At 63.7% G+C, this 24852-nt stretch carries 41 protein-coding genes; 39 read left to right on the top strand and 2 right to left on the bottom strand.

Annotation, left to right across the window (positions count from 1 at the left end; genetic code table 11):
- Positions 1-212 precede the first annotated feature (212 nt).
- The 39 genes from HMPREF0372_RS15855 to HMPREF0372_RS15665 all read left to right on the top strand — a co-directional run bounded on the left by HMPREF0372_RS15855 (position 213) and on the right by HMPREF0372_RS15665 (position 23229).
- The gene (locus tag HMPREF0372_RS15855; RefSeq protein WP_007494678.1) at positions 213-1370 is read left to right on the top strand and encodes a bifunctional chorismate mutase/prephenate dehydratase; all 1158 of its coding nucleotides are present in this window, start codon (positions 213-215) and stop codon (positions 1368-1370) included.
- On the top strand, positions 1367-1873 hold the full coding sequence (locus HMPREF0372_RS15850) for a shikimate kinase (RefSeq protein ID WP_007494674.1): 507 nt from the start codon (positions 1367-1369) through the stop codon (positions 1871-1873). Before HMPREF0372_RS15855 ends, HMPREF0372_RS15850 begins: the two co-directional genes overlap by 4 nt.
- Positions 1870-2325 carry a type II 3-dehydroquinate dehydratase gene (gene aroQ, locus HMPREF0372_RS15845; protein ID WP_007494672.1) on the top strand — a complete coding sequence of 152 codons (456 nt, stop codon included), beginning with the start codon at positions 1870-1872 and terminating at the stop codon, positions 2323-2325. Before HMPREF0372_RS15850 ends, aroQ begins: the two co-directional genes overlap by 4 nt.
- Positions 2318-3133 (top strand): alpha/beta fold hydrolase, encoded by an 816-nt coding sequence (locus HMPREF0372_RS15840; RefSeq protein ID WP_007494670.1) that lies wholly within the window; start codon positions 2318-2320, stop codon positions 3131-3133. Before aroQ ends, HMPREF0372_RS15840 begins: the two co-directional genes overlap by 8 nt.
- A complete protein-coding gene (gene aroE, locus HMPREF0372_RS18860; protein WP_007494668.1) occupies positions 3130-4527 on the top strand; it encodes a shikimate dehydrogenase in 1398 nt (465 codons plus the stop codon). The genes HMPREF0372_RS15840 and aroE overlap by 4 nt, the downstream gene beginning before the upstream one ends.
- 94 nt (positions 4528-4621) lie before the next feature.
- The gene (locus HMPREF0372_RS15830; RefSeq protein WP_007494667.1) at positions 4622-5071 is read left to right on the top strand and encodes a hypothetical protein; all 450 of its coding nucleotides are present in this window, start codon (positions 4622-4624) and stop codon (positions 5069-5071) included.
- Positions 5072-5394: 323 nt separating this feature from the next.
- Entirely contained in the window at positions 5395-5709 is a 315-nt protein-coding gene (rpsJ, locus tag HMPREF0372_RS15825; protein WP_006573401.1) for a 30S ribosomal protein S10, read from the top strand.
- A gap of 266 nt (positions 5710-5975) precedes the next feature.
- On the top strand, positions 5976-6701 hold the full coding sequence (rplC, locus tag HMPREF0372_RS15820) for a 50S ribosomal protein L3 (protein WP_007494663.1): 726 nt from the start codon (positions 5976-5978) through the stop codon (positions 6699-6701).
- A 17-nt stretch (positions 6702-6718) separates the two neighbouring features.
- On the top strand, positions 6719-7339 hold the full coding sequence (gene rplD / locus HMPREF0372_RS15815) for a 50S ribosomal protein L4 (RefSeq protein WP_007494661.1): 621 nt from the start codon (positions 6719-6721) through the stop codon (positions 7337-7339).
- Positions 7339-7638: a 50S ribosomal protein L23 gene (rplW, locus tag HMPREF0372_RS15810; RefSeq protein ID WP_007494659.1), complete on the top strand. Its 300-nt coding sequence runs from the start codon at positions 7339-7341 to the stop codon at positions 7636-7638. The genes rplD and rplW overlap by 1 nt, the downstream gene beginning before the upstream one ends.
- A gap of 15 nt (positions 7639-7653) precedes the next feature.
- Positions 7654-8487 (top strand): 50S ribosomal protein L2, encoded by an 834-nt coding sequence (rplB, locus tag HMPREF0372_RS15805; RefSeq protein WP_007494657.1) that lies wholly within the window; start codon positions 7654-7656, stop codon positions 8485-8487.
- Positions 8488-8502: 15 nt separating this feature from the next.
- Positions 8503-8775: a 30S ribosomal protein S19 gene (rpsS, locus tag HMPREF0372_RS15800; RefSeq protein WP_007494656.1), complete on the top strand. Its 273-nt coding sequence runs from the start codon at positions 8503-8505 to the stop codon at positions 8773-8775.
- A gap of 16 nt (positions 8776-8791) precedes the next feature.
- Entirely contained in the window at positions 8792-9124 is a 333-nt protein-coding gene (gene rplV, locus HMPREF0372_RS15795; RefSeq protein WP_007494654.1) for a 50S ribosomal protein L22, read from the top strand.
- Between the two features lie 15 nt (positions 9125-9139).
- On the top strand, positions 9140-10003 hold the full coding sequence (rpsC, locus tag HMPREF0372_RS15790; protein ID WP_007494652.1) for a 30S ribosomal protein S3: 864 nt from the start codon (positions 9140-9142) through the stop codon (positions 10001-10003).
- Complete coding sequence (gene rplP, locus HMPREF0372_RS15785) at positions 10003-10437, top strand: 50S ribosomal protein L16 (protein WP_007494650.1); 435 nt, start codon at positions 10003-10005, stop codon at positions 10435-10437. The genes rpsC and rplP overlap by 1 nt, the downstream gene beginning before the upstream one ends.
- A complete protein-coding gene (rpmC, locus tag HMPREF0372_RS15780; protein ID WP_007494648.1) occupies positions 10434-10637 on the top strand; it encodes a 50S ribosomal protein L29 in 204 nt (67 codons plus the stop codon). The genes rplP and rpmC overlap by 4 nt, the downstream gene beginning before the upstream one ends.
- A gap of 17 nt (positions 10638-10654) precedes the next feature.
- A complete protein-coding gene (gene rpsQ, locus HMPREF0372_RS15775; RefSeq protein ID WP_007494646.1) occupies positions 10655-10915 on the top strand; it encodes a 30S ribosomal protein S17 in 261 nt (86 codons plus the stop codon).
- A 12-nt stretch (positions 10916-10927) separates the two neighbouring features.
- Complete coding sequence (rplN, locus tag HMPREF0372_RS15770; protein ID WP_007494644.1) at positions 10928-11296, top strand: 50S ribosomal protein L14; 369 nt, start codon at positions 10928-10930, stop codon at positions 11294-11296.
- 16 nt (positions 11297-11312) lie between these two features.
- On the top strand, positions 11313-11630 hold the full coding sequence (gene rplX, locus HMPREF0372_RS15765) for a 50S ribosomal protein L24 (RefSeq protein WP_007494642.1): 318 nt from the start codon (positions 11313-11315) through the stop codon (positions 11628-11630).
- Positions 11631-11650: 20 nt separating this feature from the next.
- Positions 11651-12205 carry a 50S ribosomal protein L5 gene (gene rplE, locus HMPREF0372_RS15760; protein ID WP_007494640.1) on the top strand — a complete coding sequence of 185 codons (555 nt, stop codon included), beginning with the start codon at positions 11651-11653 and terminating at the stop codon, positions 12203-12205.
- Between the two features lie 14 nt (positions 12206-12219).
- Positions 12220-12405: a type Z 30S ribosomal protein S14 gene (locus HMPREF0372_RS15755; RefSeq protein ID WP_006573415.1), complete on the top strand. Its 186-nt coding sequence runs from the start codon at positions 12220-12222 to the stop codon at positions 12403-12405.
- Positions 12406-12535: 130 nt separating this feature from the next.
- Positions 12536-12934 (top strand): 30S ribosomal protein S8, encoded by a 399-nt coding sequence (gene rpsH / locus HMPREF0372_RS15750; RefSeq protein ID WP_007494638.1) that lies wholly within the window; start codon positions 12536-12538, stop codon positions 12932-12934.
- Positions 12935-12950: 16 nt separating this feature from the next.
- Positions 12951-13499 (top strand): 50S ribosomal protein L6, encoded by a 549-nt coding sequence (gene rplF, locus HMPREF0372_RS15745; RefSeq protein WP_009258086.1) that lies wholly within the window; start codon positions 12951-12953, stop codon positions 13497-13499.
- Between the two features lie 14 nt (positions 13500-13513).
- Positions 13514-13873, top strand: a complete 360-nt coding sequence (gene rplR / locus HMPREF0372_RS15740) for a 50S ribosomal protein L18 (RefSeq protein WP_007494634.1) — start codon at positions 13514-13516, stop codon at positions 13871-13873.
- A 19-nt stretch (positions 13874-13892) separates the two neighbouring features.
- Positions 13893-14393: a 30S ribosomal protein S5 gene (rpsE, locus tag HMPREF0372_RS15735; protein ID WP_007494632.1), complete on the top strand. Its 501-nt coding sequence runs from the start codon at positions 13893-13895 to the stop codon at positions 14391-14393.
- Between the two features lie 14 nt (positions 14394-14407).
- Positions 14408-14590: a 50S ribosomal protein L30 gene (gene rpmD / locus HMPREF0372_RS15730; protein WP_007494630.1), complete on the top strand. Its 183-nt coding sequence runs from the start codon at positions 14408-14410 to the stop codon at positions 14588-14590.
- A 13-nt stretch (positions 14591-14603) separates the two neighbouring features.
- Complete coding sequence (rplO, locus tag HMPREF0372_RS15725) at positions 14604-15044, top strand: 50S ribosomal protein L15 (RefSeq protein WP_007494628.1); 441 nt, start codon at positions 14604-14606, stop codon at positions 15042-15044.
- A complete protein-coding gene (gene secY, locus HMPREF0372_RS15720; RefSeq protein WP_007494626.1) occupies positions 15045-16376 on the top strand; it encodes a preprotein translocase subunit SecY in 1332 nt (443 codons plus the stop codon).
- Positions 16377-16387: 11 nt separating this feature from the next.
- Positions 16388-17020, top strand: coding sequence for an adenylate kinase (locus HMPREF0372_RS15715; protein WP_007494624.1), 633 nt, complete (start codon positions 16388-16390; stop codon positions 17018-17020).
- A gap of 11 nt (positions 17021-17031) precedes the next feature.
- Complete coding sequence (gene map, locus HMPREF0372_RS15710; protein WP_039997814.1) at positions 17032-17784, top strand: type I methionyl aminopeptidase; 753 nt, start codon at positions 17032-17034, stop codon at positions 17782-17784.
- Positions 17785-17786: 2 nt separating this feature from the next.
- On the top strand, positions 17787-18065 hold the full coding sequence (locus HMPREF0372_RS15705; protein ID WP_007494620.1) for a KOW domain-containing RNA-binding protein: 279 nt from the start codon (positions 17787-17789) through the stop codon (positions 18063-18065).
- Between the two features lie 4 nt (positions 18066-18069).
- Positions 18070-18288, top strand: a complete 219-nt coding sequence (infA, locus tag HMPREF0372_RS15700) for a translation initiation factor IF-1 (RefSeq protein ID WP_009258089.1) — start codon at positions 18070-18072, stop codon at positions 18286-18288.
- A gap of 327 nt (positions 18289-18615) precedes the next feature.
- The gene (gene rpmJ / locus HMPREF0372_RS15695) at positions 18616-18729 is read left to right on the top strand and encodes a 50S ribosomal protein L36 (RefSeq protein WP_006573428.1); all 114 of its coding nucleotides are present in this window, start codon (positions 18616-18618) and stop codon (positions 18727-18729) included.
- 19 nt (positions 18730-18748) lie between these two features.
- Positions 18749-19117 (top strand): 30S ribosomal protein S13, encoded by a 369-nt coding sequence (rpsM, locus tag HMPREF0372_RS15690; RefSeq protein ID WP_007494610.1) that lies wholly within the window; start codon positions 18749-18751, stop codon positions 19115-19117.
- A 15-nt stretch (positions 19118-19132) separates the two neighbouring features.
- Entirely contained in the window at positions 19133-19534 is a 402-nt protein-coding gene (gene rpsK, locus HMPREF0372_RS15685; protein WP_007494608.1) for a 30S ribosomal protein S11, read from the top strand.
- Positions 19535-19552: 18 nt separating this feature from the next.
- Complete coding sequence (rpsD, locus tag HMPREF0372_RS15680) at positions 19553-20155, top strand: 30S ribosomal protein S4 (protein WP_007494606.1); 603 nt, start codon at positions 19553-19555, stop codon at positions 20153-20155.
- Between the two features lie 81 nt (positions 20156-20236).
- Entirely contained in the window at positions 20237-21184 is a 948-nt protein-coding gene (locus tag HMPREF0372_RS15675) for a DNA-directed RNA polymerase subunit alpha (protein ID WP_007494604.1), read from the top strand.
- A 150-nt stretch (positions 21185-21334) separates the two neighbouring features.
- A complete protein-coding gene (gene rplQ / locus HMPREF0372_RS15670; protein WP_007494602.1) occupies positions 21335-21676 on the top strand; it encodes a 50S ribosomal protein L17 in 342 nt (113 codons plus the stop codon).
- Positions 21677-21966: 290 nt separating this feature from the next.
- Complete coding sequence (locus HMPREF0372_RS15665) at positions 21967-23229, top strand: HlyC/CorC family transporter (RefSeq protein ID WP_007494598.1); 1263 nt, start codon at positions 21967-21969, stop codon at positions 23227-23229.
- A 40-nt stretch (positions 23230-23269) separates the two neighbouring features.
- On the opposite strand, the gene HMPREF0372_RS15660 is transcribed toward HMPREF0372_RS15665, so the two are convergent.
- Positions 23270-23749 carry a CYTH domain-containing protein gene (locus tag HMPREF0372_RS15660; RefSeq protein WP_007494597.1) on the bottom strand — a complete coding sequence of 160 codons (480 nt, stop codon included), beginning with the start codon at positions 23747-23749 and terminating at the stop codon, positions 23270-23272.
- 13 nt (positions 23750-23762) lie between these two features.
- Positions 23763-24737 (bottom strand): LysO family transporter, encoded by a 975-nt coding sequence (locus HMPREF0372_RS15655; protein WP_007494596.1) that lies wholly within the window; start codon positions 24735-24737, stop codon positions 23763-23765.
- Positions 24738-24852 lie beyond the last annotated feature (115 nt).

The following is a 24852-nucleotide window of genomic DNA, read 5'->3' as shown; positions in this document are numbered from 1 at the left end:
GGGGTCCCCGGAGCGCGCGCAGTGCGCTCTGGGGGTGCGGCGGCGGCGCTGGCGGCGTGCGAGGTGCTGGGAATTTAGGGCCGCCTCGCGCGATGGCGCAGAGGCGGGGCAGCGGAGCGTGCGGCCAGGTTTAAATGTAGGGGCGGGTGCCCACACCCGCCCGAAAGGAAGCGCCCGGCCGCCGCCTCGAGGAGACAAAGGAGAGAGGGAACATGACCGAATTGGAGCAATACCGCCAAGAGATCGACCGCATCGACGGGGAGCTGGTGCAGCTCTTTCTGGAGCGGATGGCGGTCACCGGCAAGGTGGGGGAGTACAAGCAGCGGGCGGGTATCCCGGTGCTGGACGCCGGGCGGGAGAAGCAGGTGATCGCCGCCAAGACGGCCCTCACCGACGATCCGGCCCGCAAGGCGGACGTGGCGGCCCTCTACGAGGAGATCATGGCCATTTCCCGCCGCCAGCAGCGCAAGCTGGTGCGGGAGGGGGCGGAGGAGCCGGGCTATGCGGCCTATGCGGCGGCCCTGGCCGCCCGGCGGGAGCCGGTGGCCGCCCCCCGGGTGGTCTACCAGGGGGAGCCGGGGTGCTACAGCGAGGAGGCCGCCGTGGGCTTCTTCGGCCCGGAGGTGTCCAGCCGGGGGCTGGCCTGGTTCCCCGACGTGTTCGCCGCCCTGGAGCGGGGGGAGGCCGACTATGCGGTGCTTCCGGTGGAGAACTCCTCCACCGGCTCCATCCGGCAGGTCTACGATCTGCTGGCCCAGTACAACTACTACGTGGTGGGGGAGTGCCAGGTGAAGGTGGAGCACTGCCTGATGGCCCTGCCCGGCGTGGCGCTGGAGGACATCCACACGGTCTACTCCCACGAGCAGGGGCTGATGCAGTGCGAGAGGTATCTGGACGCCCACCGGGGCTGGCGGCGGGTGCCCACGCTGGACACCGCCGGCTCGGCCAAGCAGGTGGCCGAAAGCGGCGACCGCACCGCCGCCGCCATCTGCTCCCGCCGGGCCGCTCAGATCTACGGGCTGCATATTCTGGCCGAGGGGGTCAACTATAATGCCATGAACCACACCCGGTTCGTGGTGGTGTCCCCGGTGCTGGAGCTGCGGCCCGGCCGCAACAAGATCAGCACCGTGTTCCGCCTGCCCCACCAGAGCGGCTCCCTCCACGAGATCCTCACCGTGTTCGCCGTCCAGGGGCTCAACCTGCTGAAAATCGAGTCCCGGCCCATTCCCGGCCGGGGCTGGGAATACCTGTTCTTCCTGGACTTTACCGGCGATCTCGCCGCCCCGGAGATGGACGGCGTGCTCCACGAGCTGGGGCAGCTGGCCGCCGAGTTCCGTATCCTGGGGAACTTCCGGGGGTATGAGCCGTGAACAATCTCATCCTCATCGGCATGATGGGCTGCGGCAAGTCCACGGTGGGGCGGCTGGCGGCGGAGAAGCTGGGCCTGGCCTTCGTGGACACCGACGAGCGCATCGAGCGGGCGTCCGGCCGCACCATCCCGGAGATTTTCGCGTCGGAGGGGGAGGAGGGCTTCCGGGCCCGTGAGCTGGACGTGAGCCGGGCGCTGGCCCGGGAGGGAGGGCTGGTCATCGCCTGCGGCGGCGGCCTGCCCACCCGGGCGGAGGCCATTGCCGCCCTCAAAGCCAGCGGCGTGGTCTTCTGGCTCAGCCGGGAGCCGGCCGTGATCTACGACACAGTGTCCATGGCGCGCCGCCCTCTGGGCCAGGGGGGAAAAGAGGCGTTTCTGGAGCGGTTCCGCCAGCGGGAGCCCATCTACCGCCGGTGGGCGGACTACATCATCGAGGGCCATACCCAGGCCGCCGAGGCGGCCGGGCGCATCGCGGCCCTTTATGAAAGGGAGTGTCAGGCGTGAAGTTCCTGATCATCAACGGCCCCAACCTGAATCTGCTGGGGAAGCGGGAGCCGGGCATCTACGGGGAGAACAGCTATGAGAGCCTGTGCCGGCGGCTGAAGGAGTTCGCCGCCGCCCACGCCTCCACGGCGGAGTGCTTCCAGTCCAACCACGAGGGGGCCATTCTCGACGCCATCCACGCCGCCGACGGCGTGTACGACGCCATCGTGCTGAACCCCGGGGCGTATACCCACTACTCCTACGCCATCCTGGACGCCCTCAAGGCGGTGGACGTGCCCTGCATTGAGGTGCACATATCCAACGTCCACCAGCGGGAGGAGTTCCGGCACAGGAGCGTCACCGCACCCGCCTGCGTGGGCCAGATCTGCGGCCTGGGCCTGTACGGCTACGAGGCGGCCATGTCCTACTTTCTCTGGAACGAGAAGGAAAGCAGAGAGAACCCCCATGGCTGACTGGGAGACAAGAGCCGTCCGCTCTGACGGCTGCCGGATCGCCTACGACTGCCGGCAGGGGGAGGGGCCGGAGGTGGTGCTCCTCCACGGCTACGGGCTGGACCGCACCATGTGGGCGCCCCAGCTCGCTGCCCTGGAGGGGTGGACGGTGCTCAATCTCGACATACGGGGCCACGGGGACTCCCGGCCCTGTGCCGACTTCTCCATCCCCCAGGCCGCCGAGGACCTCCGGGCCGTGCTGGTGAAGGAACGCTGCCGCGCCCCGGTGCTTGTGGGGCTGTCCATGGGCGGCTATGTCGTCCAGGAGTACGCCTGGCAGTTCGGCGGCTGCGCCGGATACCTGGTGGCCGGAGCTACCCCTATTCTGTTGGACTGCTATAGCGGCTGGGAGCGGGCGGGCCTGCGGGCCTCCACCCCCTTGCTGGGGGTGTGGCCGTGGAGGTGTCTCAAAAGCGCTATGGCCATGGCCTGCTCTTCTACAGAGGAGGGGCGGGCGGCGGTACGCCGCATGTTCGACCAGCTCACCCGGCGGGAGTTTCTCCGGGGCTGGCGGGGAATCGCTCAATGCCTCCACCCCGAGAAACACTTCTCCTTCGACGCGCCCCTGCTGGTGTGCCGGGGCGAGCGGGACAGGACCGGCACCATCGCCCGGCACATGGAGGACTGGAAGCGGGCCTGGCCGGAGACGGAGACGGCGGTGCTCCCCGGCGCGGCCCATGTGGTCAATCTGGACGCGCCCGAGGCGTTCAACCGCCTGCTGCTGGACTTTTTGACCCGCTGCGGCGGATCGAGGAGGGGGAGAAGATGAAAAGCGTGCCCCTGCCGCGCATCGGTATGCGGGTGGTCAAGACCGCCGTGGCGGTCATGCTGTCCTATACCATTTTCGTGCCCTTCGGCCTCATCTATAACGAGGCGCTGGGGGGCGTGTGGGGCCAGCTCGGCCCCCTCTATGCCTGCATCGCCTGCATCATCTGCACCCAGTCCACCCTTGGCCAGACCATCCAGCAGGGCCTCTCCCGCCTCATCGGCGTGGCGGTGGGCGGAGCCCTGGGTACCGCCACCCTGCTGCTGGGCGCCGCCCTGGACGATCCCTGGGTACGCATACCCGCCCTGGGGGCGGTGTGCGTGGCGGGGGTGTGGATCTGCCTGCTGCTCAAGCGGCCCACCGCCTGCGGCATGGCGTGCATCCTGCCCTGCGTCATTCTCATCACCGGCGTCACCGGCGTGACCCGGTACTACTATGCCGCCGCCCGCATCATTGAGACGGTGGTGGGCCTGCTTATCGCTTTGGGGGTGAACGCCGCCCTCCCCGATCTGCGGCCCGAACCCAAAAAGGAGGCCCCGCACATGCAGGTGGAAGTGAAAAACAGCACGAAAAAGCTCTGCGTCATCGGCGAGCCGGTGCTCCACTCCAAGTCCCCGCTGATTCAGAACACCATGCTGGCCGCCCTGGGGCTGGACTACGTCTACCTCTGCCAGCCGGTGCCCCGGGGGAGATGCCGGGAGTGGCTGGAATGCGCCAAATTTGCCGGCTATGCCGGGTTCAACGCCACCATGCCCCACAAGGAGGAGCTGGTGGAGTTGATGGACGAGCTGGACGGGGATGCCCGCCTCTTCGGCGCGGTGAACACCGTCTGTATCCGGGACGGCCGGGCCTATGGCTACAACACCGACGGGGCGGGCTTTCTCCGCGCCCTGAACGACGAGGGCATCGACCCTGCCGGGAAGCGGGTGCTGGTGCTGGGGGCCGGGGGGGCGGCCAAGGCGGTGTGCCTCAAGCTGGCCCAGGCCGGGGCGGAGGTGGTAGTGTGCAACCGCACCGCGGACAAGGCCACCGCCCTCTGCGCCCACGAGCCGGCCCGCCTGCGCCCCGCCGGCTTCGACCCGGATACCCTGCGGCGGGAGGCGGCGGAGTGCGGGCTGCTGGTCAACTGCACCTCCCTGGGTATGGAGGGGGCGGCAGGGCAGTTTGAGGAGTTCTCCTTCCTGGACGCCCTGCCCGCCGGGGCGCCGGTGGTGGATCTCATCTACGCCCCGGCGGAGACTGAGCTGCTCCGCCGGGCCAGGGAGGGGGGGCACCAGACCGCCAACGGCTTCGGACTGCTGGTCAACCAGGCGGTGCTCTCCCTGGAGCACTTCACCGGCACGGCCATCGACGCCGCGGAGATGAAGCGGCGGCTGGCGGACGTGCTGCTGCCGTAAGGCGCGCCCCGGCGACCCGGTTGACAGAGGCCGCCGGGGTGTGGTATGCTGTGCAGCGGTAAAAAATGCCGTATGATGAAAGAGGTGTGATTGCATGCGCAAAGCCGCGGTGCTGTTTCTGGTGGGACTGAGCCCCTTCCTGCTGGGATGGCTGCTCAGTCTGGGGATGACGACAATTTTTGCCCAGATGGGCGCCTGGTTCTACATCGTGGTAGGTCTGGCCGTGCTGACGCTGTGGATGGTGGTCTCCGGCACGTTTGGCTTCAAGGGCTCCAAGAGGGGCATGGCGCTCACCATGCTGTGCATCAACCTTCCAGCGCTGGTGGTGCTGGTGCTGCTGGGGGTGCAGGAGCTGTCCCTTCACGCCTACTGGGACAACGCAGTGGGCCTGCTGACCCAGTTCTTCTATCTGCCCCTTCTGCGCCTGGGCGCTATTGTGGCCATGTGGACCGGACAGGTGTTCTGGTTCTATTTCGGCGCATTCCTGCTGCTGGTGCTGTCCTCCTGGCTGGGCTGCCGGGCCAAGGACCCAGTGAAGAAATAAATTTTACGAAAACCGGAAAAATCTATTGACAGGACGGGATTTTTCAGGTATTATAACAGAGCGCCTGTAAAGGGGCGCAGTCTGCGATGATGCGGGAGATTGCGGCGCGAGCCGGTAACTTCCGCGGAGTATGTCCGAGCTAGAATCGGGCGGCTGAGGAGTCCGTGCACGGCGTATATCGCCGCGCAGGGAGTAAACCGGCCTGCTTGTGCCGGTTTTCTTCATGTCACGGAGTGATACGCACGGAAACGTGTACTGAAGATTTCTCACCGTACGAAGCGTGCTCAACCCACCACTTCGTATGTTTTTAAGGAGGAACCACAATGGCAGCTCAGAAAGAAATGATCCGCATTCGCCTGAAGGCCTACGATCACCAGCTCATCGACCAGAGCGCTGAGAAGATCGTGGAGACCGCCAAGCGCACCGGCGCGTCCGTGTCCGGCCCCATCCCCCTGCCCACCAAGAAGGAGGTCGTGACCATCCTGCGCGCCGTCCATAAGTACAAGGATTCCCGCGAGCAGTTCGAGCGCCGCACCCATAAGCGCCTCATCGACATCCTCAAGCCCTCCCCCAAGACCGTGGAGGCCCTGATGTCCCTGGAGCTCCCCGCCGGCGTCGAGATCGAGATCAAGCTGTAACGAAGCGCGGAGAAGCCGGGAGCAGGCACGCAGTGAATCGCGCAGGTGAAAAAACAGGCGACGCCAAAGGCGGAGCGGCATTTTTCACGGAGCGATGAACAGCGTGACGTTGCGAAGGCTTCGCAGCGTGACACAGCCATCTCAGACAATTACCTTTGTGTACCCGCAGTCCGCCGCGCTTTTGAGGCGGACGGGTCAAGTTGGAAAACCAATGGGAGCCAATGCCCACGTTTTTCAACCAATAACCTTATTAAGGAGGAACTATCATGGAAAAGGCCATTATCGGCAAGAAGATCGGCATGACGCAGATCTTTGACGCCGACGGCAAGGTCATCCCGGTCACCGTTATTGAGGCTGGCCCCTGCACCGTGGTGCAGAAGAAGACCGAGGAGAAGGACGGCTACAACGCCGTTCAGCTCGGCTACGGCGACGTGGCGGAGCGCAAGCTCACCAAGCCTGAGCTGGGCCACCTGAAGAAGGCCGGCGACGCCCGCAAGAAGACCCTGAAGGAGTTCAAGCTGGCCAAGGCCGCCGAGATGAACGTGGGCGACGAGGTGAAGGTGGACGTGTTCGCCGAGGGCGACCGCGTGGACGTGACCGGCATCAGCAAGGGCCACGGCTACCAGGGCGTCATCAAGCGCCACGGCGCTCACCGTCTGAAGGAGACCCACGGCTCCGGTCCTGTGGTCCGCCACGCCGGCTCCATGGGCGCCAACAGCGATCCTTCCCGCATCTTCAAGGGCAAGATCGGCGCCGGCCAGATGGGCAACGAGCAGGTCACCGTCCTCAATCTGGACGTGGTGAAGGTGGACGCCGAGCTGGGCATCCTCGCCGTCCGCGGCGCGATTCCCGGCCCCAAGGGCGGCATCGTGTATCTGCGCAACTCCGTGATCAACGTCAAGGAGAAGGGCGCCGCCGCTGGTATCTCCAGCAACCCGCAGAAGGCTTCCGCCCGCGTCAATCCCCAGAAGGCTTCCGCCCGTAACAAGTAAGAAAGGAGAGAAACCAAATGCCTAAGGCAATTCTTGTGAACATGGCCGGCACGCAGGTCGGCGAGGTGGAGCTCTCCGAAGCTGTGTTCGGGATCGAGCCCAACCAGACCGTCGTCCACGAGGTGGTCAAGAACCACCTGGCCAACTGCCGGCAGGGCACCCAGAGCGCCCTGACCCGCGCCGAGGTCTCCGGCGGCGGCATTAAGCCCTGGCGCCAGAAGGGCACCGGCCGCGCCCGTCAGGGCAGCACCCGCGCCCCCCAGTGGACCCACGGCGGCATCGTGTTCGCCCCCAAGCCCCGCGACTACAGCTACGTGCTGAATAAGAAGGTCAAGCGCCTGGCCCTCAAGTCCGCCCTCTCCGCCAAGGCCGCCTCCGGCGACATCGTCGTCGTGGACAGCCTGAACCTGGACGAGGTCAAGACCAAGGCCATGAAGGGCTTCCTGGATACCGTCGGCGCCAAGAAGGCCGTCGTCGTCACCCCCGAGGTGAACGAGACCGTCATCAAGTCCGCCCGGAACATCCCCGGCGTGGTCACCACCACCGCCAAGATCCTGAGCGTTTACGACATCGTGAACGCCGGCAAGTTTATCGTTGACAAGGCGGCCCTGGCCGTCATCGAGGAGGTGTTTGCGTAATGGCTACCACCGCTTATGATATCATCAAGCGCCCCATCATCACCGAGCAGTCCATGGCGGAGACCGAGGCCAAGAAGTACACCTTCGAGGTTGCCAAGAGCGCGAACAAGATCGAGATCGCGAAGGCCGTCGAGGAGATCTTCGGCGTGAAGGTCGCCAAGGTCAACACCCTGAACATGCAGGGCAAGGAGAAGCGCACCGGCCGGTTCCCGGCTGGCCGCCGTCCCTCCTGGAAGAAGGCCATGGTCACCCTGACCGAGGATTCCAAGACCATCGAGTTCTTCGAAGGCATGGTGTAAGGAGGATAACGAACAATGGCTATCAAGACTTATAAGCCCACGACGCCCTCCCGCCGCCACATGACCGTGAGCGCCTTCGAGGGCATCGACAAGAAGGCCAAGCCCGAGCGCAGCCTGACCGAGAATCTCAAGAAGAACGCCGGCCGCAACAGCTACGGCCGTATCACCGTCCGCCACCGCGGCGGCGGCAACAAGAAGAAGTACCGCATCATCGACTTCAAGCGGGACAAGAACGGCACCGCTACCGTCATCAACCTGCAGTACGATCCCAACCGCTCCGCCAACATCGCCCTGATCCAGTACGAGGACGGCGAGAAGCGCTATATCCTGGCTCCCGTGAACCTGAAGGCCGGCCACAAGATCATGACCGGTCCCGACGCCGACATCCTGCCCGGCAACTGCCTGCCCATCGCCAACATCCCCGTGGGCGAGATGATCCACTGCATCGAGCTGTACCCCGGCAAGGGCGCCCAGCTTGTCCGCGCCGCCGGCGACGCCGCCCAGCTGATGGCCAAGGAGAACGGCATGGCCCAGGTCCGCCTGCCCTCCGGCGAGGTTCGCTACGTCCGCGAGGAGTGCAAGGCCACCATCGGCCAGGTGGGCAACACCGACTGGGCCAACATCCAGATCGGCAAGGCCGGCCGCAAGCGCCACATGGGCTGGCGGCCCACCGTCCGCGGTTCCGTCATGAACCCCTGTGACCACCCCCACGGCGGCGGCGAGGGCAAGAGCCCGGTCGGCCGTCCCGGCCCTGTCACTCCTTGGGGCAAGCCGGCTATGGGCTACAAGACCCGCAAGCTGAAGAACCGCACCGAGAAGTTCATCGTCAAGCACCGCAACGCGAAGTAAGGGAGGCAGTAAAAGATGAGCAGAAGTATCAAGAAAGGCCCCTTTTGCGCCCCCGAGCTGCTGAAGCGGGTCGACGAAATGAATCAGACCGGCGAGAAGAAGGTCCTGAAGACCTGGAGCCGCGCCTCCACCATCTTCCCCTCCTTCGTCGGACACACCTTTGCCGTGCACGACGGCCGCAAGCACGTGCCCGTCTACGTGACTGAGGACATGGTGGGCCACAAGCTGGGCGAGTTCGCCCCCACCCGCACCTTCCGCGGCCACGCCGGCAGCAAGACTGGTAAGTAAGGAGGAGGAGAGAAACATGGAAGCGAAAGCACATCTGAGATATGCCCGTATCTCTCCCCGTAAGGTCCAGATCGTCTGCGACCTGATCCGCGGCAAGAGCGTGGCCCAGGCCAACGCCATCCTCATGGGCACCCCCAAGGCTGCCTCCGAGCTGCTGCTGAAGCTCCTCAAGAGCGCCGCGTCCAACGCGGAGAACAACCACCAGATGGACCCCGAGAAGCTGTATGTTTCCCAGGTGTTCGCCTGCCCCGGCCCCATCATCAAGCGGATGATGCCCCGGGCCCAGGGCCGCGCCTATCGCATCAACAAGCGCACTTCTCACATCACCATCGCGGTGGCTGAGCGCTAAGGGAGGAGGAAGAATATGGGACAGAAAGTGAATCCCCACGGCCTGCGCGTGGGTGTCATTAAGGATTGGGACTCCCGCTGGTACGCCCGCAACGAGAAGGTCGGCGACCTGCTGGTGGAGGACAAGAAGATCCGGGACTACCTGAAGAAGACCCTGTATTCCGCCGGTATCCCCAAGATCGAGATCGAGCGCGACAATGCCAAGGTTCGCATCTACCTGCACTGCGCCCGCCCCGGCGTCGTCATCGGCAAGGGCGGCGAGCAGATCGAGCAGTACCGCCTGACCGTTGAGAAGATGATCGGCAAGCCCGTCGCCCTCAACATCGTGGAGGTCAAGCAGGTCGACACCAACGCCCAGCTGGTGGCTGAGAACATCGCCCAGCAGCTGGAGAAGCGCATCGGCTTCCGCCGCGCCATGAAGAACGCCATGGGCCGCGCCATGCGCATGGGCGCCCGCGGCATCAAGACTCAGGTGTCCGGCCGTCTGGGCGGCGCTGAGATCGCCCGCACCGAGCACTATCACGACGGCACCATTCCCCTGCAGACCCTGCGCGCCGACATCGACTACGGCTTTGCGGAGGCTGCCACCACCTACGGCCGCATCGGAGTGAAGGTGTGGATCTACAAGGGCGAGGTGCTGACCCAGACCCTGCGCACCACCCCCCGTACCCTGGACACCAAGAACTTCAAGGAGCGCTCCGACCGCCCCCGCCGCGACCGGCGTGACGGCGACCGCAAGGGCGGCTTCAACCGCAACGGCGGCTTTAACCGCAACGGCGGCCGTCCCCAGGGTGGCTTCAACAACAACCGTCCTCAGGGCGGTGCCCGTCCCCAGGGCGGCGCCCGTCCCGCTGCTCCCAAGGAAGGAGGCTCCAACTAATGCTGCTGCCTAAGAGAGTGAAATACCGCCGCGTGCACCGCGGCCGCCTGAAGGGCAAGGCCATGCGCGGCAACACCGTGACCTACGGTGATTTCGGCCTGCAGGCCACCGAGCCCTGCTGGATCACCAGCAACCAGATCGAGGCCGCCCGTATCGCCATGACCCGTTACACCAAGCGTGGCGGTAAGGTCTGGATCAAGATCTTCCCCGACAAGCCCATCACCGAGAAGCCCGCCGAGACCCGCATGGGTTCCGGTAAGGGCTCCCCCGAGTACTGGGTGGCCGTGGTCAAGCCCGGCCGTGTCATGTTTGAGATCGCCGGCGTTTCCGAGGAGACTGCCCGCGAGGCCCTGCGTCTGGCCTCCCACAAGTTGCCTGTCAAGTGCAAGATCGTGGCGAAGCAGACCGCCGAGACCGAGAATGGTGGTGAATGAAGATGAAGGCTACTGAAATCCGCAAGATGAGCGCCGCTGAGCTGGAGAGCAAGCTGGGCGACCTGAAGAAGGATCTCTTCCAGCTCCGTCTTCAGCATGCCACCAACCAGCTCGACAACCCCGTGAAGATTGCTGAGGTCAAGCGCGACATCGCCCGCGTGAAGACCATCATCCGTGAGCAGCAGCTCGCAGGCCGATAAGAAGGAGGAACGAGATCATGGAGAACAGAACTTCTTCCCGCAAGACCAGAGTCGGCCTGGTGGTTTCCGATAAGATGGACAAGACCGTGGTGGTGGCCATTGCCGACCGTGTGGCTCACCCCCTGTATAAGAAGATCGTCAAGAGCACCTATAAGCTGAAGGCGCACGACGAGAAGAACGAGTGTGGCATCGGCGACCGCGTGCGGGTCATGGAGACCCGGCCCCTGTCCAAGGACAAGCGCTGGCGCGTCGTCGAGATCATCGAGAAGGCGAAGTAAGGAGGTGCCGGAATGATTCAGCAGGAAAGCTATCTGAAGGTCGCCGACAACACCGGCGCCAAGGAGATCAAGACCATCCGCGTGCTGGGCGGCTCCAGCCGCAAGTTCGGCAACATCGGCGACGTGGTCGTCGCTTCCGTCCGCAAGGCACAGCCTGGCGGAACCGTGAAGAAGGGCGAGGTCGTCAAGGCCGTCATCGTCCGCTCCGTCAAGGGCGTGCGCCGCTCTGACGGCAGCTATGTCCGCTTCGACGAGAACGCCGCCGTCCTGATCAAGGACGACAAGAATCCCCGCGGTACCCGTATCTTTGGGCCCGTGGCCCGTGAGCTGCGCGACAAGGATTACATGAAGATCCTGTCCCTGGCTCCCGAAGTGCTGTAAGGGGGTAGGAGAAGACATGAATAAGATGAGCATTCGTAAGGACGACCTGGTTGTCGTCCTGTCCGGCAAGGACAAGGGCAAGCAGGGCAAGGTCCTGGAGGTCATGCCCAAGTCCGGCAAGGTGGTCGTGGAGAAGATCAACGTCGTCTCCCGCCACACCAAGCCCCGCAAGCAGGGCGAGCAGGGCGGCATCCTCAAGAAGGAAGCCCCCATCTATGCCTGCAAGGTGCAGCGCGTCTGCCCCAAGTGCAACAAGCCCACCCGCCCCGCCCACAAGCTGCTGGAGGGCGGCAAGAAGGTCCGCGTCTGCAAGAAGTGCGGCGCCGAGATCTGAGAGAGGAGGAGTGAACAATAATGGCTGATAAGAAAGTGCCCAACCTGAAGGCGAAGTACCAGGCCGAGGTCGCTCCTGCTCTGATGCAGAAGTTTGGCTACAAGTCCGTCATGCAGATCCCCAAGATCGACAAGATCGTGGTCAACTGCGGCTGCGGCGAGGCCCGTGACAACTCCAAGGTTCTGGAGGCCGTTGTGGGCGATCTGACCAAGATTACCGGCCAGAAGGCCATCATCACCAAGGCCAAGAAGTCCGTGGCTAACTTTAAGCTGCGTGAGGGTATGCCCATCGGCGCGAAGGTCACCCTGCGCGGCGACCGCATGTGGGAGTTTCTGGACCGCCTGTTCAACGTGGCCCTGCCCCGTGTCCGCGACTTCCGCGGCATCAACCCCAACGCCTTTGACGGCCGCGGCAACTACGGCCTGGGCATCAAGGAGCAGCTGATCTTCCCCGAGATCGAGTACGACAAGATCGATAAGATCCGCGGCCTGGACGTGGTCATCTGCACCACCGCCAAGACCGACGAAGAGGCCAAGGAGCTCCTGTCCCTGATCGGCGCTCCCTTCGCCCGCTAAAGGAGGAGAACGAAATGGCTAAGAAGTCTATGATCCTGAAGCAGCAGGCGGAGCCCAAGTTCTCCACCCGCCGCTACAACCGCTGCAAGATCTGCGGCCGTCCCCACGCCTACCTGCGGGACTACGGCATCTGCCGTATCTGCTTCCGCGAGCTGGCTTACAAGGGTCAGATTCCCGGTGTCAAGAAGGCGAGCTGGTAAAGCCAGCCCGCCTCTTGGCCGGTAATTTGAATAAATCCCCCGCCGGCGAGCAATAGGTCGCAGTTGCCTAGCTGCGATACCTTGCCGCTGATACGGGCCCTGCCCGTAACTCTAATAGGAGGTAAACATCATGCACATCACTGATCCCATTGCGGATATGCTCACCCGCATCCGCAACGCGAACAACGCCAAGCATGACACCGTGGACGTCCCCGCGTCCAACATGAAGAAGTCCATCGCGCAGATCCTGCTGGATGAGGGCTATATCAAGAACTTCCAGCTCATCGACGATGGTACCCAGGGCGTCATCCGCGTCACCCTGAAGTACAATCCCGGCAAGGAGAAGGTCATCACCGGCCTGCGCCGTGTCTCCAAGCCCGGCCTGCGTGTCTATGCCGGTGCTGACGAGCTGCCCCGGGTTCTGCATGGCCTGGGCATTGCCATTGTGTCCACGTCCAAGGGCGTCATGACTGACAAGGCCGCCCGCGCGGCCCATGTCGGCGGCGAGGTCCTGGCGTTTGTCTGGTAAGGAGGGAGAGTAGAATATGTCTCGTATCGGAAGAATGCCGATCTCCATCCCCGCCGGTGTGGACGTGAAGATCGAAGCCGGTAACCTGGTTACCGTAAAGGGGCCCAAGGGCACCCTGACGCAGCAGATGCATCCCGCCATGACCATCACCCAGGAGGGCGATGTGATTCATGTGACCCGTCCCAACGACGAGAAGGCCAACCGCAGCCTGCACGGCCTGACCCGCACCCTGCTGCACAACATGATCGTGGGCGTCACCGAGGGCTTCAAGAAGGAGCTGGACGTCAACGGCGTGGGCTACCGTGTGGCCAAGGAGGGCAACAAGCTGGTCATGAACCTGGGCTTCTCCCATCAGGTCACCGTCGAGGAGATCGAGGGCATCACCATTGAGGTGCCCAGCGCCAACAAGATCGTCATCAGCGGCACCGATAAGCAGAAGGTCGGCCAGTTCGCCGCCGAAGTGAGAGAGAAGCGTCCGCCTGAGCCGTACAAGGGCAAGGGCATCAAATACACTGACGAGGTCATCCGCCGCAAGGAAGGCAAGACCGGCGTCAAGAAGAAATAAGGAGGTGTGCCACTATGATCAACAGACCCGATACCAACGCTCAGCGGCTTAAGCGCCACAAGAGAGTGCGCGGCAAGATTTCCGGCACGCCCGAGCGTCCCCGCCTGAACGTGTTCCGCAGCAACACCAACATCTATGCCCAGGTCATCGACGACGTGACCGGCAAGACCCTGGTGTCTGCTTCCTCCCTGGAGAAGGGCTTCGAGGGCAAGGGCTCCGACTGTGAGGCTGCCAAGAAGGTGGGCCTGGCTGTCGCGGAGCGCGCCAAGGCCGCCGGCATCGAGACCGTCGTGTTTGACCGCGGCGGCTACGTGTACCACGGCCGCGTGCAGGCCCTGGCCGAGGGCGCCCGTGAGGGCGGCCTGCAGTTCTAAGGGAGGAGGAAAACGATAAATGGCTAGATTTGAGAGAGAACCCAGCGAGTTTACCGAGAAGCTCGTTGCCCTGAACCGCGTGTCCAAGACCGTGAAGGGCGGCCGCATCTTCAAGTTCGCCGCGCTGATGGTCGTGGGCGACGAGAAGGGCCGCGTGGGCTTCGGTCTGGGCAAGGCCGCTGAGGTGCCCGAGGCCATCCGCAAGGGCATCGAGGACGCCAAGAAGAATATGTGCACCGTGACTCTGTCCGGCACTACCATTCCCCATGAGGTCATCGGTGAATTCGGCGCCGGCCGCGTGCTGCTCAAGCCCGCCGCCCCCGGTACCGGCATCATCGCCGGCGGCCCCGTCCGCGCCGTCATGGAGGCCGCCGGCATCCGTGACATCCGCGCCAAGTGCCTGCGCTCCAACAACCCGCAGAACGTGGTCTCCGCCACCTTTGAGGGCCTGAAGTCCCTCCGTGGCCCCGAGGAGGTCGCCCGCATCCGCGGTAAGAGCGTCAGCGAGATCGTAGGTTAAGGAGGGCCGTGAACATGGCTAATCTGAACATCAAGCTGGTCAAGAGCCTGAACGGCCGTATCGCCAAGCACAAGGCGACCGCCGAGGCCCTGGGCCTGCGCAAGATCGGCGACACCACCGTGCAGCCCGACAACGAGGCGACCCGCGGCAAGATTGCGAACATCGGCTACCTGCTCCAGGTCACCGAGGAACAGTAAGGAGGTGCGCGAAATGAATCTGCATGAACTTTCCCCCGCTCCCGGTTCCAACCCCAAGGCCTATCGGAAGGGCCGCGGTCACGGCTCCGGCAACGGCAAGACGGCCGGCCGCGGCCAGAAGGGCCAGTGGGCCCGCTCCGGCGGCGGCGTGCGCGTGGGCTTTGAGGGCGGCCAGATGCCTCTGACCCGCCGCATCCCCAAGCGCGGCTTCCACAATATCTTTGCCAAACCCCTGGAGGCGATCAACGTCTCCGCCCTCGAGAAGTTTGAGGATGGCGCTACGGTCAATGTGTGCGACCTGCTGGAGAAGGGCATCCTCTCCAAGTGCGAGTACGGCTACAAGGTGCTGGGCAACGGCACCCTGACCAAGAAGCTGACGGTTCGTGCCTCCGCCTTCTCCGCCTCCGCCAAGGAGAAGATTGTTGCGGCAGGTGGAAAGTACGAGGTGGTCTAAGTGATCGAGACCATCCGTAACGCCTGGAAAATTCCCGAGCTGCGGAAGAAGATCCTCTTCACCGTGTTTGCCCTGCTGATCTTCCGGCTGGGCTCCGTGGTTCCTGTCCCCTTTATTGATAGCAATATGCTGGGCGCCACCCTCAACAACATGGGCGGCATCTTCACCCTGCTGGGCGCCATGAACGGCACCGCCTTCTCCATGGCGGCCGTCTTCGCCCTGGGCGTGCAGCCGTATATCAACAGTTCTATTATCATCCAGCTCCTCACCGTTGCCATCCCTGCCCTGGAGCGGCTCCAGAAGGAGGGCGGCGAGGAGGGCCGGAAGAAGATTGCGGCCATTACCCGCTATGTCACCGTGGCCATCGGCCTGCTGCAGGGCTTCGGCTACTACACCCTGATCCGCACCCAGGGCGGCGGAACGATGCTGGACACCGCCGGCCTGCCTGGCTGGTGGGCGGGTATCGTCATCGTACTGTGCTTCACTGCCGGCTCCGCCTTTGTCATGTGGCTGGGCGAGCAGATCACCGAGTTCGGCATCGGCAACGGCATCTCCATCATCCTGTTCGCGGGCATCCTGTCCCGCGGCCCCAGCATGATCCGCACCATGTATCAGGGCGTCCGCAACAATCTGGACGGCGTTACCGGCGAGGGAATCTTTAATCTGCCCGTGTGGGCCATCCCGCTGATTCTCATCGGCATGCTGGCCATCGTGGTTCTCATTGTATTCATTCAGAATGCGGAGCGCCGCATTCCCGTCCAGTACGCCAAGCGCGTTGTGGGCCGGAAGATGTACGGCGGCCAGTCCAGCCACATCCCTCTGAAGGTGAACATGACCGGCGTTATGCCCATCATCTTTGCCCAGGCCATCGCCTCTCTGCCCGCTACCATCGCCGCGTTTGCCGGCGTGAGCAAGAACGACCCGGGCTTCTGGGGCGGCTTCCTGCGCGTCTTTGACACCACCAGCATTTTCTATATCGTGGTGTATTTCCTGCTCATCGTGGGCTTCAGCTTCTTCTACTCCACGATGCAGTTCAACCCTGTGGAGGTTGCCAACAACCTGAAAAAGAACGGCGGGTTCATCCCCGGCTTCCGCCCCGGCAAGCCCACCGCCGACTTTATCCACAAGGTGCTCAATAAGATCACCATGTTCGGTGCGCTCTACCTGGCGATTATCGCCATCGCGCCCATTGTCACCGGCGCGGTGATCGGCGTCAGCAGCCTGGCCATCGGCGGCACGTCCATCATCATCGTGGTCGGCGTCGCGCTGGAGACCACCAAGGCCCTGGAGGCCCAAATGCTGATGCGCCACTACAAGGGCTTCCTGGAGTAAGGGGAATCAGGATGAAAATCATTCTTTTAGGCGCACCTGGCGCCGGCAAGGGCACCCAGTCGGAGATTATCAGCCGCAAGCTGGGCATCCCCACCATCTCCACCGGCAATATCCTGCGCGCAGCCGTCAAGGAGGGCACTCCCATCGGCTTGCAGGCCAAGAGCTATATGGACGCGGGCAAGCTGGTTCCGGATGAGATCATCATCGGTATCATCCAGGAGCGGCTGGCCGAGCCCGACTGCGCAGGCGGCTTCATCCTGGACGGCGTACCCCGTACCATCGCTCAGGCCGAAGCCCTGGAGCGCCACGGCATCCGCTTTGACGCGGTCCTCTCCCTGGAGGTGGCCGACAGCGTCATCGAGGCCCGCATGACGGGCCGCCGGACCTGCCATGCCTGCGGAGCCACCTACCACGTCGTCATGGCGCCCCCCAAGCAGGAGGGGCTCTGCGACAAGTGCGGCGGTGTGCTGGAGCAGCGCAAAGACGACCAGCCCGAAACCGTCAAGCACCGGCTGGAAATCTACCACAGTCAAACCGAGCCGCTGAAGGGCTTCTACGAGGAGAAGGGCGTGCTTAAGCGCGTGCCCGACCTGGGCGGCATCGAGGAGACAAACACCAAAATCATGGAATTGCTGGGGAAGTGAACGAGATGGATATGATCTCTCTCAAATCTCCCCGCGAAATCGAGTGCATGCGCCGGGCCGGGCGGCTGACCGCCCAGGCCCGGGCGCTGGCCGGCTCCATGGTGCGGCCCGGCGTGACCACCCATGAGATCGATACCGCCGTGCGCAAGTTTATCGAGAGCCACGGAGCCAAGCCCTCCTTCCTGGGCTACAGCGGTTTCCCCGGCTCCGCCTGTATCTCGATCAACGAGGAAGTCATCCATGGCATACCCGGTCCCCGGAAGCTGAAGGAGGGCGACATCGTCAGCGTGGACGTGGGCGCCTTTCTGGACGGCTTCCACGGCGACTGCGCCGCCACCTTCGCCTGCGGACAGGTGAGCGACGAGGCCATGCATCTGATCCATGTGACCGAACAGAGCTTCTGGGAGGGCATCAAGCTCGCCCGCTCCGGCAACCGGGTCTATGATATCTCCCACGCGGTGCAGCAGTACGTGGAAGCAAACGGCTGCTCCGTCGTGCGGGACTTCGTGGGCCACGGTGTGGGGGCCAGGCTCCACGAGCCGCCTGAGGTACCCAACTTCGGCCCAGCGGGCCATGGCCCCCGGCTTCAGCCGGGTATGACCATTGCAGTGGAGCCAATGGTGTGCGCGGGCGACTGGCGGGTGAAGGTGCTCAAGGACGGCTGGACCACCGTGTCCGCCGATGGGAGCCTGACCGCCCACTATGAAAACACCATTCTCATCACCGACGGGGAGCCTGAAGTGCTTACCCGGGTGGAGGATTGAGTATGGGATGCGCGTGTGCGCAGATTGTCCGCTCCCTGGCCGGGCATGACAGGGGAGGGCTGTTCTGTGTCCTGGACACCGACGGCCCCTACCTGCTGCTCTGCGACGGGAAGCGGCGGAAGCTGGAGAACCCCAAACGGAAAAAGGCGGTTCATACCGCCCCCGCCGGTGATTTCCAGCACCCTGTCCTGGATCAGCTCCGGACAGGCGGGAACCTATCCAACCGAGACATACGGAGGGCGCTGGCCGCTTTCCGAGCTGAGGAACTAAGGAGGGTATGACGCTTTGGCAAAGGACGATATGATCGAAGTGGAGGGCGTCGTGACCGAGTCCCTTCCCAACACCACGTTCCATGTGGACATCGGAAACGGCCATATTATTCTGGCCCACATCTCCGGCAAGCTGCGCATGAACTTCATCCGCATCCTGCCCGGCGATAAAGTGACGGTCCAGATGTCCCCCTATGACGTAACCCGGGGCCGGATCACCTGGCGGTCCAAGTAATCTGTCAGGCTGGCCGGACCGTCACTGGGGCCCCGCAGTGCGGGGCGCGCCTCTGGCGCGGAGGGCGGCGGAATTCACTTCCGACGCCCGCAGATGGAGTCGGGGTCCCCGCACGGCGCCTGCGCCGGGTGGGGCGTACGGTCCAGATGTCCCCCTATGACGTAACCTGGGGCCGATTACCTGGAGATCCAAGTAATCGGCTGATTTAACGCGGCGAAATGGAATTGCGCCGCCTCCCCCTGGGAGAACCCATCAATGACCGGAGCGGGTAAGCGGGGCCTTGCCTCCGCCGTTCCGGGGCCATCAAGGCATTCAAGGAGGTTTATCATGAAAGTAAGACCGTCCGTGAAGCCCATGTGCGAGAAGTGCAAGATCATTAAGCGCAAGGGCAAGGTCATGGTTATTTGTGAGAATCCCAAGCACAAGCAGAGACAAGGTTAATAGGAGGTGCTGAAACAGTATGGCACGTATTGCTGGCATTGACTTGCCGAAGGATAAGCGGGTAGAGATCGGCCTGACCTATATCTACGGCATTGGGCGCACCAGCGCCAACAAGATCCTGGCCGAGGCCGGAATCAACCCCGACACCCGCGTGAAGGATCTGACCGAGGAAGATGAGGCCAAGCTGCGCGAGATCATCGGCCACAGCTACACTGTGGAGGGCGACCTCCGCCGTGACGTGGCGATGGACATCAAGCGCCTGACCGAGATCGGCTGCTACCGCGGCATGCGGCACCGCAAGGGCCTGCCCGTCCGCGGTCAGCGCTCCAAGACCAACGCGCGCACCCGCAAGGGCCCCAAGCGCACCGTCGCCAACAAGAAGAAGTAAGGGAGGGAGAAACACATGGCTACCGCTACCAAGGGTAAGAAGGTTATCCGCAAGCGCCGCGAGCGCAAGAACGTTGAGAAGGGCCAGGTGCATATCCGTTCCTCCTTCAACAACACCATGGTCACCGTGACCGATATGGGCGGCAACGCCCTGTCCTGGGCCTCCTCCGGCGGCCTGGGCTTCCGCGGTTCCCGTAAGTCCACCCCCTTCGCCGCGCAGACCGCCGCTGAGACGGCCGCCAAGGCCGCCATGGAGCACGGCCTGAAGACCGTCGAGGTGTACGTGAAGGGCCCCGGCGCCGGCCGTGAGGCCGCCATCCGCGCCCTGCAGGCCGTGGGCCTGGAGGTCACTCTGATCAAGGACGTGACTCCCATCCCCCACAACGGCTGCCGTCCGCCGAAGCGCCGCCGCGTGTAAGAGAAGGAGGAAGAACAAATGGCAAAGAATATGCAGCCTATCGCCAAGCGCTGCCGTGCGCTGGGCATTTCTCCTGCCGCCATGGGCTATGCCAAGAAGGAGAGCAACCGCAATCCCGGCGGCCAGATGAGAAAGAAGAAGAGCGAGTATGCCCTCCAGTTGACCGAGAAGCAGAAGGTCAAGTTCGTCTACGGCATCATGGAGAAGCAGTTCCGGATGTACTATGAGAAGGCCGCCCGTATGCCCGGCAAGACCGGTGAGAATCTGCTGACCTTCGTGGAGCGCCGTCTGGACAACGTGGTGTACCGTCTGGGCTTCGCCATGACCCGCCGTGAGGCCCGTCAGCTGGTGGGCCACGGCCACTTCACCGTCAACGGCCAGCGGGTGGATATCCCCTCCTACCTGGTCAAGGCGGGCGACATGATTGAGGTCAAGGAGTCCAGCCGCTCCTCCGCCAAGTTCAAGCGCCTGACCGGTGAGGACGCCCCCACTGTTCTGGTGCCCAAGTGGCTGGAGCGGGACAAGAACGCGCTGAAGGGCACCGTGGTGCAGATGCCCGCCCGCGAGGACATCGATCTGCCCGTCGAGGAGCACCTGATCGTCGAGCTGTACTCCAAGTAACACTGCTTGTACCCTCGATTATTGGTGAGCTGTATAGGGCTGCGGGCCTTGTGCCCGCAGCCGCGAAAAGGAGGGTAACACATGGTAGAAATCGAGAAGCCCCGCATTGAATGTGTGGAGAACCCCGGCGACGGTTCCTACGGCAAGTATGTGGTGGAGCCCCTGGAGCGCGGTTACGGCACCACGTTGGGTAACTCCCTGCGCCGCATCCTGCTCTCGTCCCTGCCCGGCACGGCGGTCACCTCGATCAAGATCGCAGGCGTGCAGCATGAGTTCTCCACCATCCCCGGCGTAAAGGAGGACGTGACCGAGATCGTCCTCAATGTAAAGAGCATCATCGCAAAGCTCCACTCCGAGGGCGTAAAGACGGTCTATATTGAGGCCAGCGGCGAGTGCGAGGTCACCGCCGGCGACATCAAGGCCGACGGCGAGGTGGAGGTGCTCAACCCGGAGCTGCACATTGCCACCCTGGGTCCCGACGCCAGCCTCAACATGGAGCTGACCCTGTCCCACGGCCGCGGCTATGTGCCTGCCGACCGGAACAAGCCGGCCCAGACCATCATTGGCCTGATCCCGGTGGACTCCATCTATACCCCGGTGCGCAAGGTCAACTACACGGTGGAGAACACCCGTGTAGGCGACGCCACCGACTACGACAAGCTGACCCAGGAGGTGTGGACCGACGGGACCATCACCGCCCGGGACGCGGTCAGCCTGGGCGCCCGCATCCTCTGCGACCACTTTGTCCTCTTCACCGATCTCTCTGAGACTATGGGCTCCAAGTCCACGGTGGTGGAGAAGGCGGAGACCCAGCGGGACAAGGTGCTGGAGCTGACCATCGAGGAGCTGGATCTGTCTGTCCGCTCCTTCAACTGCCTCAAGCGGGCCAACATCAACACCGTCGAGGACTTGATCTCCAAGACCGAGGACGAGATGATGAAGGTGCGCAACCTGGGCCGCAAGAGCCTGGAAGAGGTCATCAACAAGCTGGCCATGATGGGCCTGCACCTGGCCGACGAGGAAAACTGACGGCCGGAGGAAAGGGCGGCCCGGGGGCACGTAACGTCCCCTCCCGGGTCCGGCCGGCTCCCACGGAGCGCCCTTTCGGGGGAATCTCCCCACGGACGAATTTAAGAGTAGGAGTTCGCCTTGGCGAACATCCGTTAGGAGTGGAATCTCATGTCTCACAACCGTAAGCTGGGCAAGCCCACGGATCAGCGCATCGCGATGCTGCGTGCCATGACCACCTATCTGCTGGAGAACGGCCAGATCAAGACCACCGTCTCCCGCGCCAAGGAAGTGGCTCCCATGGCCGAGAAGATGATCACCCTGGCCAAGAACGCCAATCTGGCCAACTACCGCAAGGCCCTGTCCTACCTGACCAAGGAGGATGTGGCCAAGAAGCTGTTTGACGAGATCGGCCCCAAGTACGCCACCCGCAACGGCGGCTACACCCGCGTCGTGAAGATCGGGCCCCGCCGCGGCGACTGCGCCGAGATGGCCATCGTCCAGCTGGTGTAATCACCCGTAAAAGAGCATCAAAAACGCGCCCAGCCGCAGGCTGGGCGCGTTTTTTCGCTTATGGGGGGCGGGACAGGAAAAGTCAACCTTCCCCTTGCATTTTGCAGGAAGCTGTGCTATACTACACACTAATAAACCAAAAAGGAGACGGTGAGCCCTCGTGGACGAACCTCCGCCTAGTTGCAAGTACATAATGGAATCGGTCAGGGACAGCCTTACCCGCGGGGGATAGGGTTGTCCCTTTGCGCGTTGATTTCAAAACTGAAAGAGTTGGAGTTGAATATTATCTTATGTTGGACAGTGCCAGTATCGCCATGATCGTGGGTCTTGTGTTCTGTGTTATCATGTCAGGCTATTTCTCTGCCACGGAGACCGCCTTTACCTCCCTGAACCGGGTGCGGCTCAAGAGCTGGGCAGACGGAGGCGACCAGCGGGCGGCCCGTACCCTGGCTCTGGCGGAGGACTACGACAAGCTGCTCTCCACCCTGCTTATCGGCAATAACATCGTCAACAACGTGGCCACCACCATCGGCGCGGTACTCTTTATCCACCTGATTGATGAGGTGACTGGACCTACCGTGTCCGCCATTGTGCTGACCGTGGTGATCCTGATCTTCGGCGAGGTCTCCCCCAAGAGCCTGGCCAAGGAGTCCCCCGAGCGGTTTGCCATGTTTGCCACCCCGCTGCTGGGGGTGCTCCGTACGGTCCTTACCCCGCTGAACTTCCTGTTTACCCAGTGGAAGCGGCTGCTGTCCAAGGTGTTCCGCAAATCGGCGGACGGCGGCATTACCGAGGAGGAGCTGGTCACTCTGGTGGACCAGGCGGAGAGCGAGGGCGGCCTGGACCAGCATGAGAGCCGCCTTATCCGGGCGGCCATCGAGTTCCACGACCTGGAGGTGGAGGAGATCCTCACCCCCAGGGTGGACATCGTGGCGGTGGAGGACACCGACTCCATGGAGGAGATCGCCAAGATCTTCGCTGAGAACGGGTATTCCCGCCTGCCGGTGTACCACGAGGACATCGACAACATCATCGGCGTCATCCATGAGAAGGATTTCCACGCGGCCCGCTACCGCGGCCTGACCAGCGTGAAGGAGATGCTGGGCCCCATGCTCTATACCACCGGCAACACCAAGATCTCCGAGCTGCTGCGCATCCTCCAGCGGGAGAAAGCCCACATGGTCATTGTGGTGGACGAGTACGGCGGCACCGAGGGCCTGGTCACCCTGGAGGATATCGTGGAGGAGCTGGTGGGCGAGATCTGGGACGAGCACGACGAGGTCATCGAGGAGTTCAAGAAGCAGGAGGATGGCAGCTACCTGATCTCCTGCTCCGCCGATCTGACCGACCTCTTTGACCTGTTCAAGATAAAGGGGGAGTGCGACTCCAACACCATCTCCGGCTGGGTCATGGAGCAGATCGGCCGGGTGCCCGAGGAGGGCGACCGCTTCGTCTCCGATGGCCTGGACGTGACGGTGACCAAGGTGGACCACCGCCGGGTGCTGGAGATCCGGGTGGAGGTGCTCCCGGAGGAGCCGGACAACAGAAAATAACCGAAACTCCCCCGCAGGCCATGCCTGCGGGGGAGTTTTTTCAGCCTCGGGTGCGGGCCCAGTAGGCCGCCATGCTCTCGCCGGGCTGGCCGGTGACCTCGTGGGAGAGGTAGGCTGTCAGTGCCTCCGGCGGCGTCCAGGCCAGGGCGGCGGCCTCGGCGTCAAACTCCACCTCGGCGTAGTAGAAGCCGCTCTCCAGGGCGGGATCGACTTGGTTGACCTCCAGCGTGAGGCCGCCGGGGAGGGGATAGCGGCGCTGCTCCTTTTCGATCATGGGGCCGGACAGCATGGCCATGAGGCGGAGGTAGCGCCCCTCATCCACGTCCACCTCCACCTCCTCCCGGGCCAGGCCCGCGCCCCCCTTGAAGCAGAGGACGTAACGGGTCTCCCCGCCCAGGACGGCCTCCCGGCGGATGCGGATGGCGGGACGGACGGCAAAGTAACCCTGATCCATTTGAAGGACGGAGGAGGGGGCCAGGGCGGGCCAGCCCTCCACCAGCCAGCGGCGTTCAATTTCCATGCAAAAGACCTCCTCAGAAGGGCAGGGCCACGATGGCGGGCACCAGCAGGGGAACCGCCAGGGACAACACCACGCCGGAGGTGAAGGAGTAGATGGTGATGCGCTCGTGGGTGGCGCCCACCACCACGGGGAGCACCGTGTCCATGGCCGCCGCGCCGGGCAGGGAGGCGCACTCCACATAGCCCACGTATTTGGCCACAATGGGGATGGTGATGATGGCGAAGATCTCCCGCATCACGTTGGACAGGAAGGCCACGGCGGACACCGACAGGGAGTAGGGGGCCAGCAGGGTGGGAGCCAGGGAGTACCAGCCCAGGCCGGAGGCGGCGGCCATGGAGTCCTTCACCCCCAGGGGGAGGACGAGGCTGGCCAGGGCGGCGAAGGCCAGGGAGCCCGCGCACACCGCCACTGGCACCAGCAGCACCTGGAAGCCGGCGGTCTTGATGTCGGCCAGCAGGGTGCCCTGCTTGCCCATGTCCATGCCCACCATAAAGAGGAGCAGGTAGAGGCCGAAGCTGATGACCGTGCCGCAGTGGGCGGTGACGGCGGCGGGGAGCACGAAGCGGCCCGCCAGCATTCCCAGCACCACGGCAATGACAATGAGGAAGGTGAGGGAGTTGTCCGCCTTGCCGCCGTGGTGGGCCTCCTCCTCCCGGGCGGCCTCGCTGCCCCGGGGCAGGCCGTAGTGGTCCAGCTTGAGCACGAACCGCCGCAGCAGGGTGAGGCACAGCAGGGAGCCGGCCATGGCCAGCACCGTGATCACCAGGGCCGCCAGGCCGATCTGGCCCAGGGAGGAGACCACCTCGTCGTTGGCGCCCAGGTTGACGCCCAGGGTGACAATGAGGATCATGAGGGCCGCGAACTGGAGCTTGCCCACCCACACCAGGGGACGGCTGCGCAGAGCCTTGCGGGAGCCCAGAAAGGCGCCCACCACCACCAGGCCGATGTAGATTGCCAGATTGCTCAGGGTACTGAGGGTCGTTCCCATTCCCATCCATCCTTTGTCTCTTAATGAAGTACCGAATTCTATTGTAGCATGGGCCGCCCGTAAAGTCCACACAAAAGGGGTGCCCCGGCCTGAGATCGGAAGAGCGTCGTGTAGG

Origin of the sequence: Flavonifractor plautii ATCC 29863 (genome assembly GCF_000239295.1) — a bacterium.
Taxonomy (GTDB): domain Bacteria; phylum Bacillota; class Clostridia; order Oscillospirales; family Oscillospiraceae; genus Flavonifractor; species Flavonifractor plautii.
This window is presented reverse-complemented; position numbering and strand designations above follow the sequence as displayed.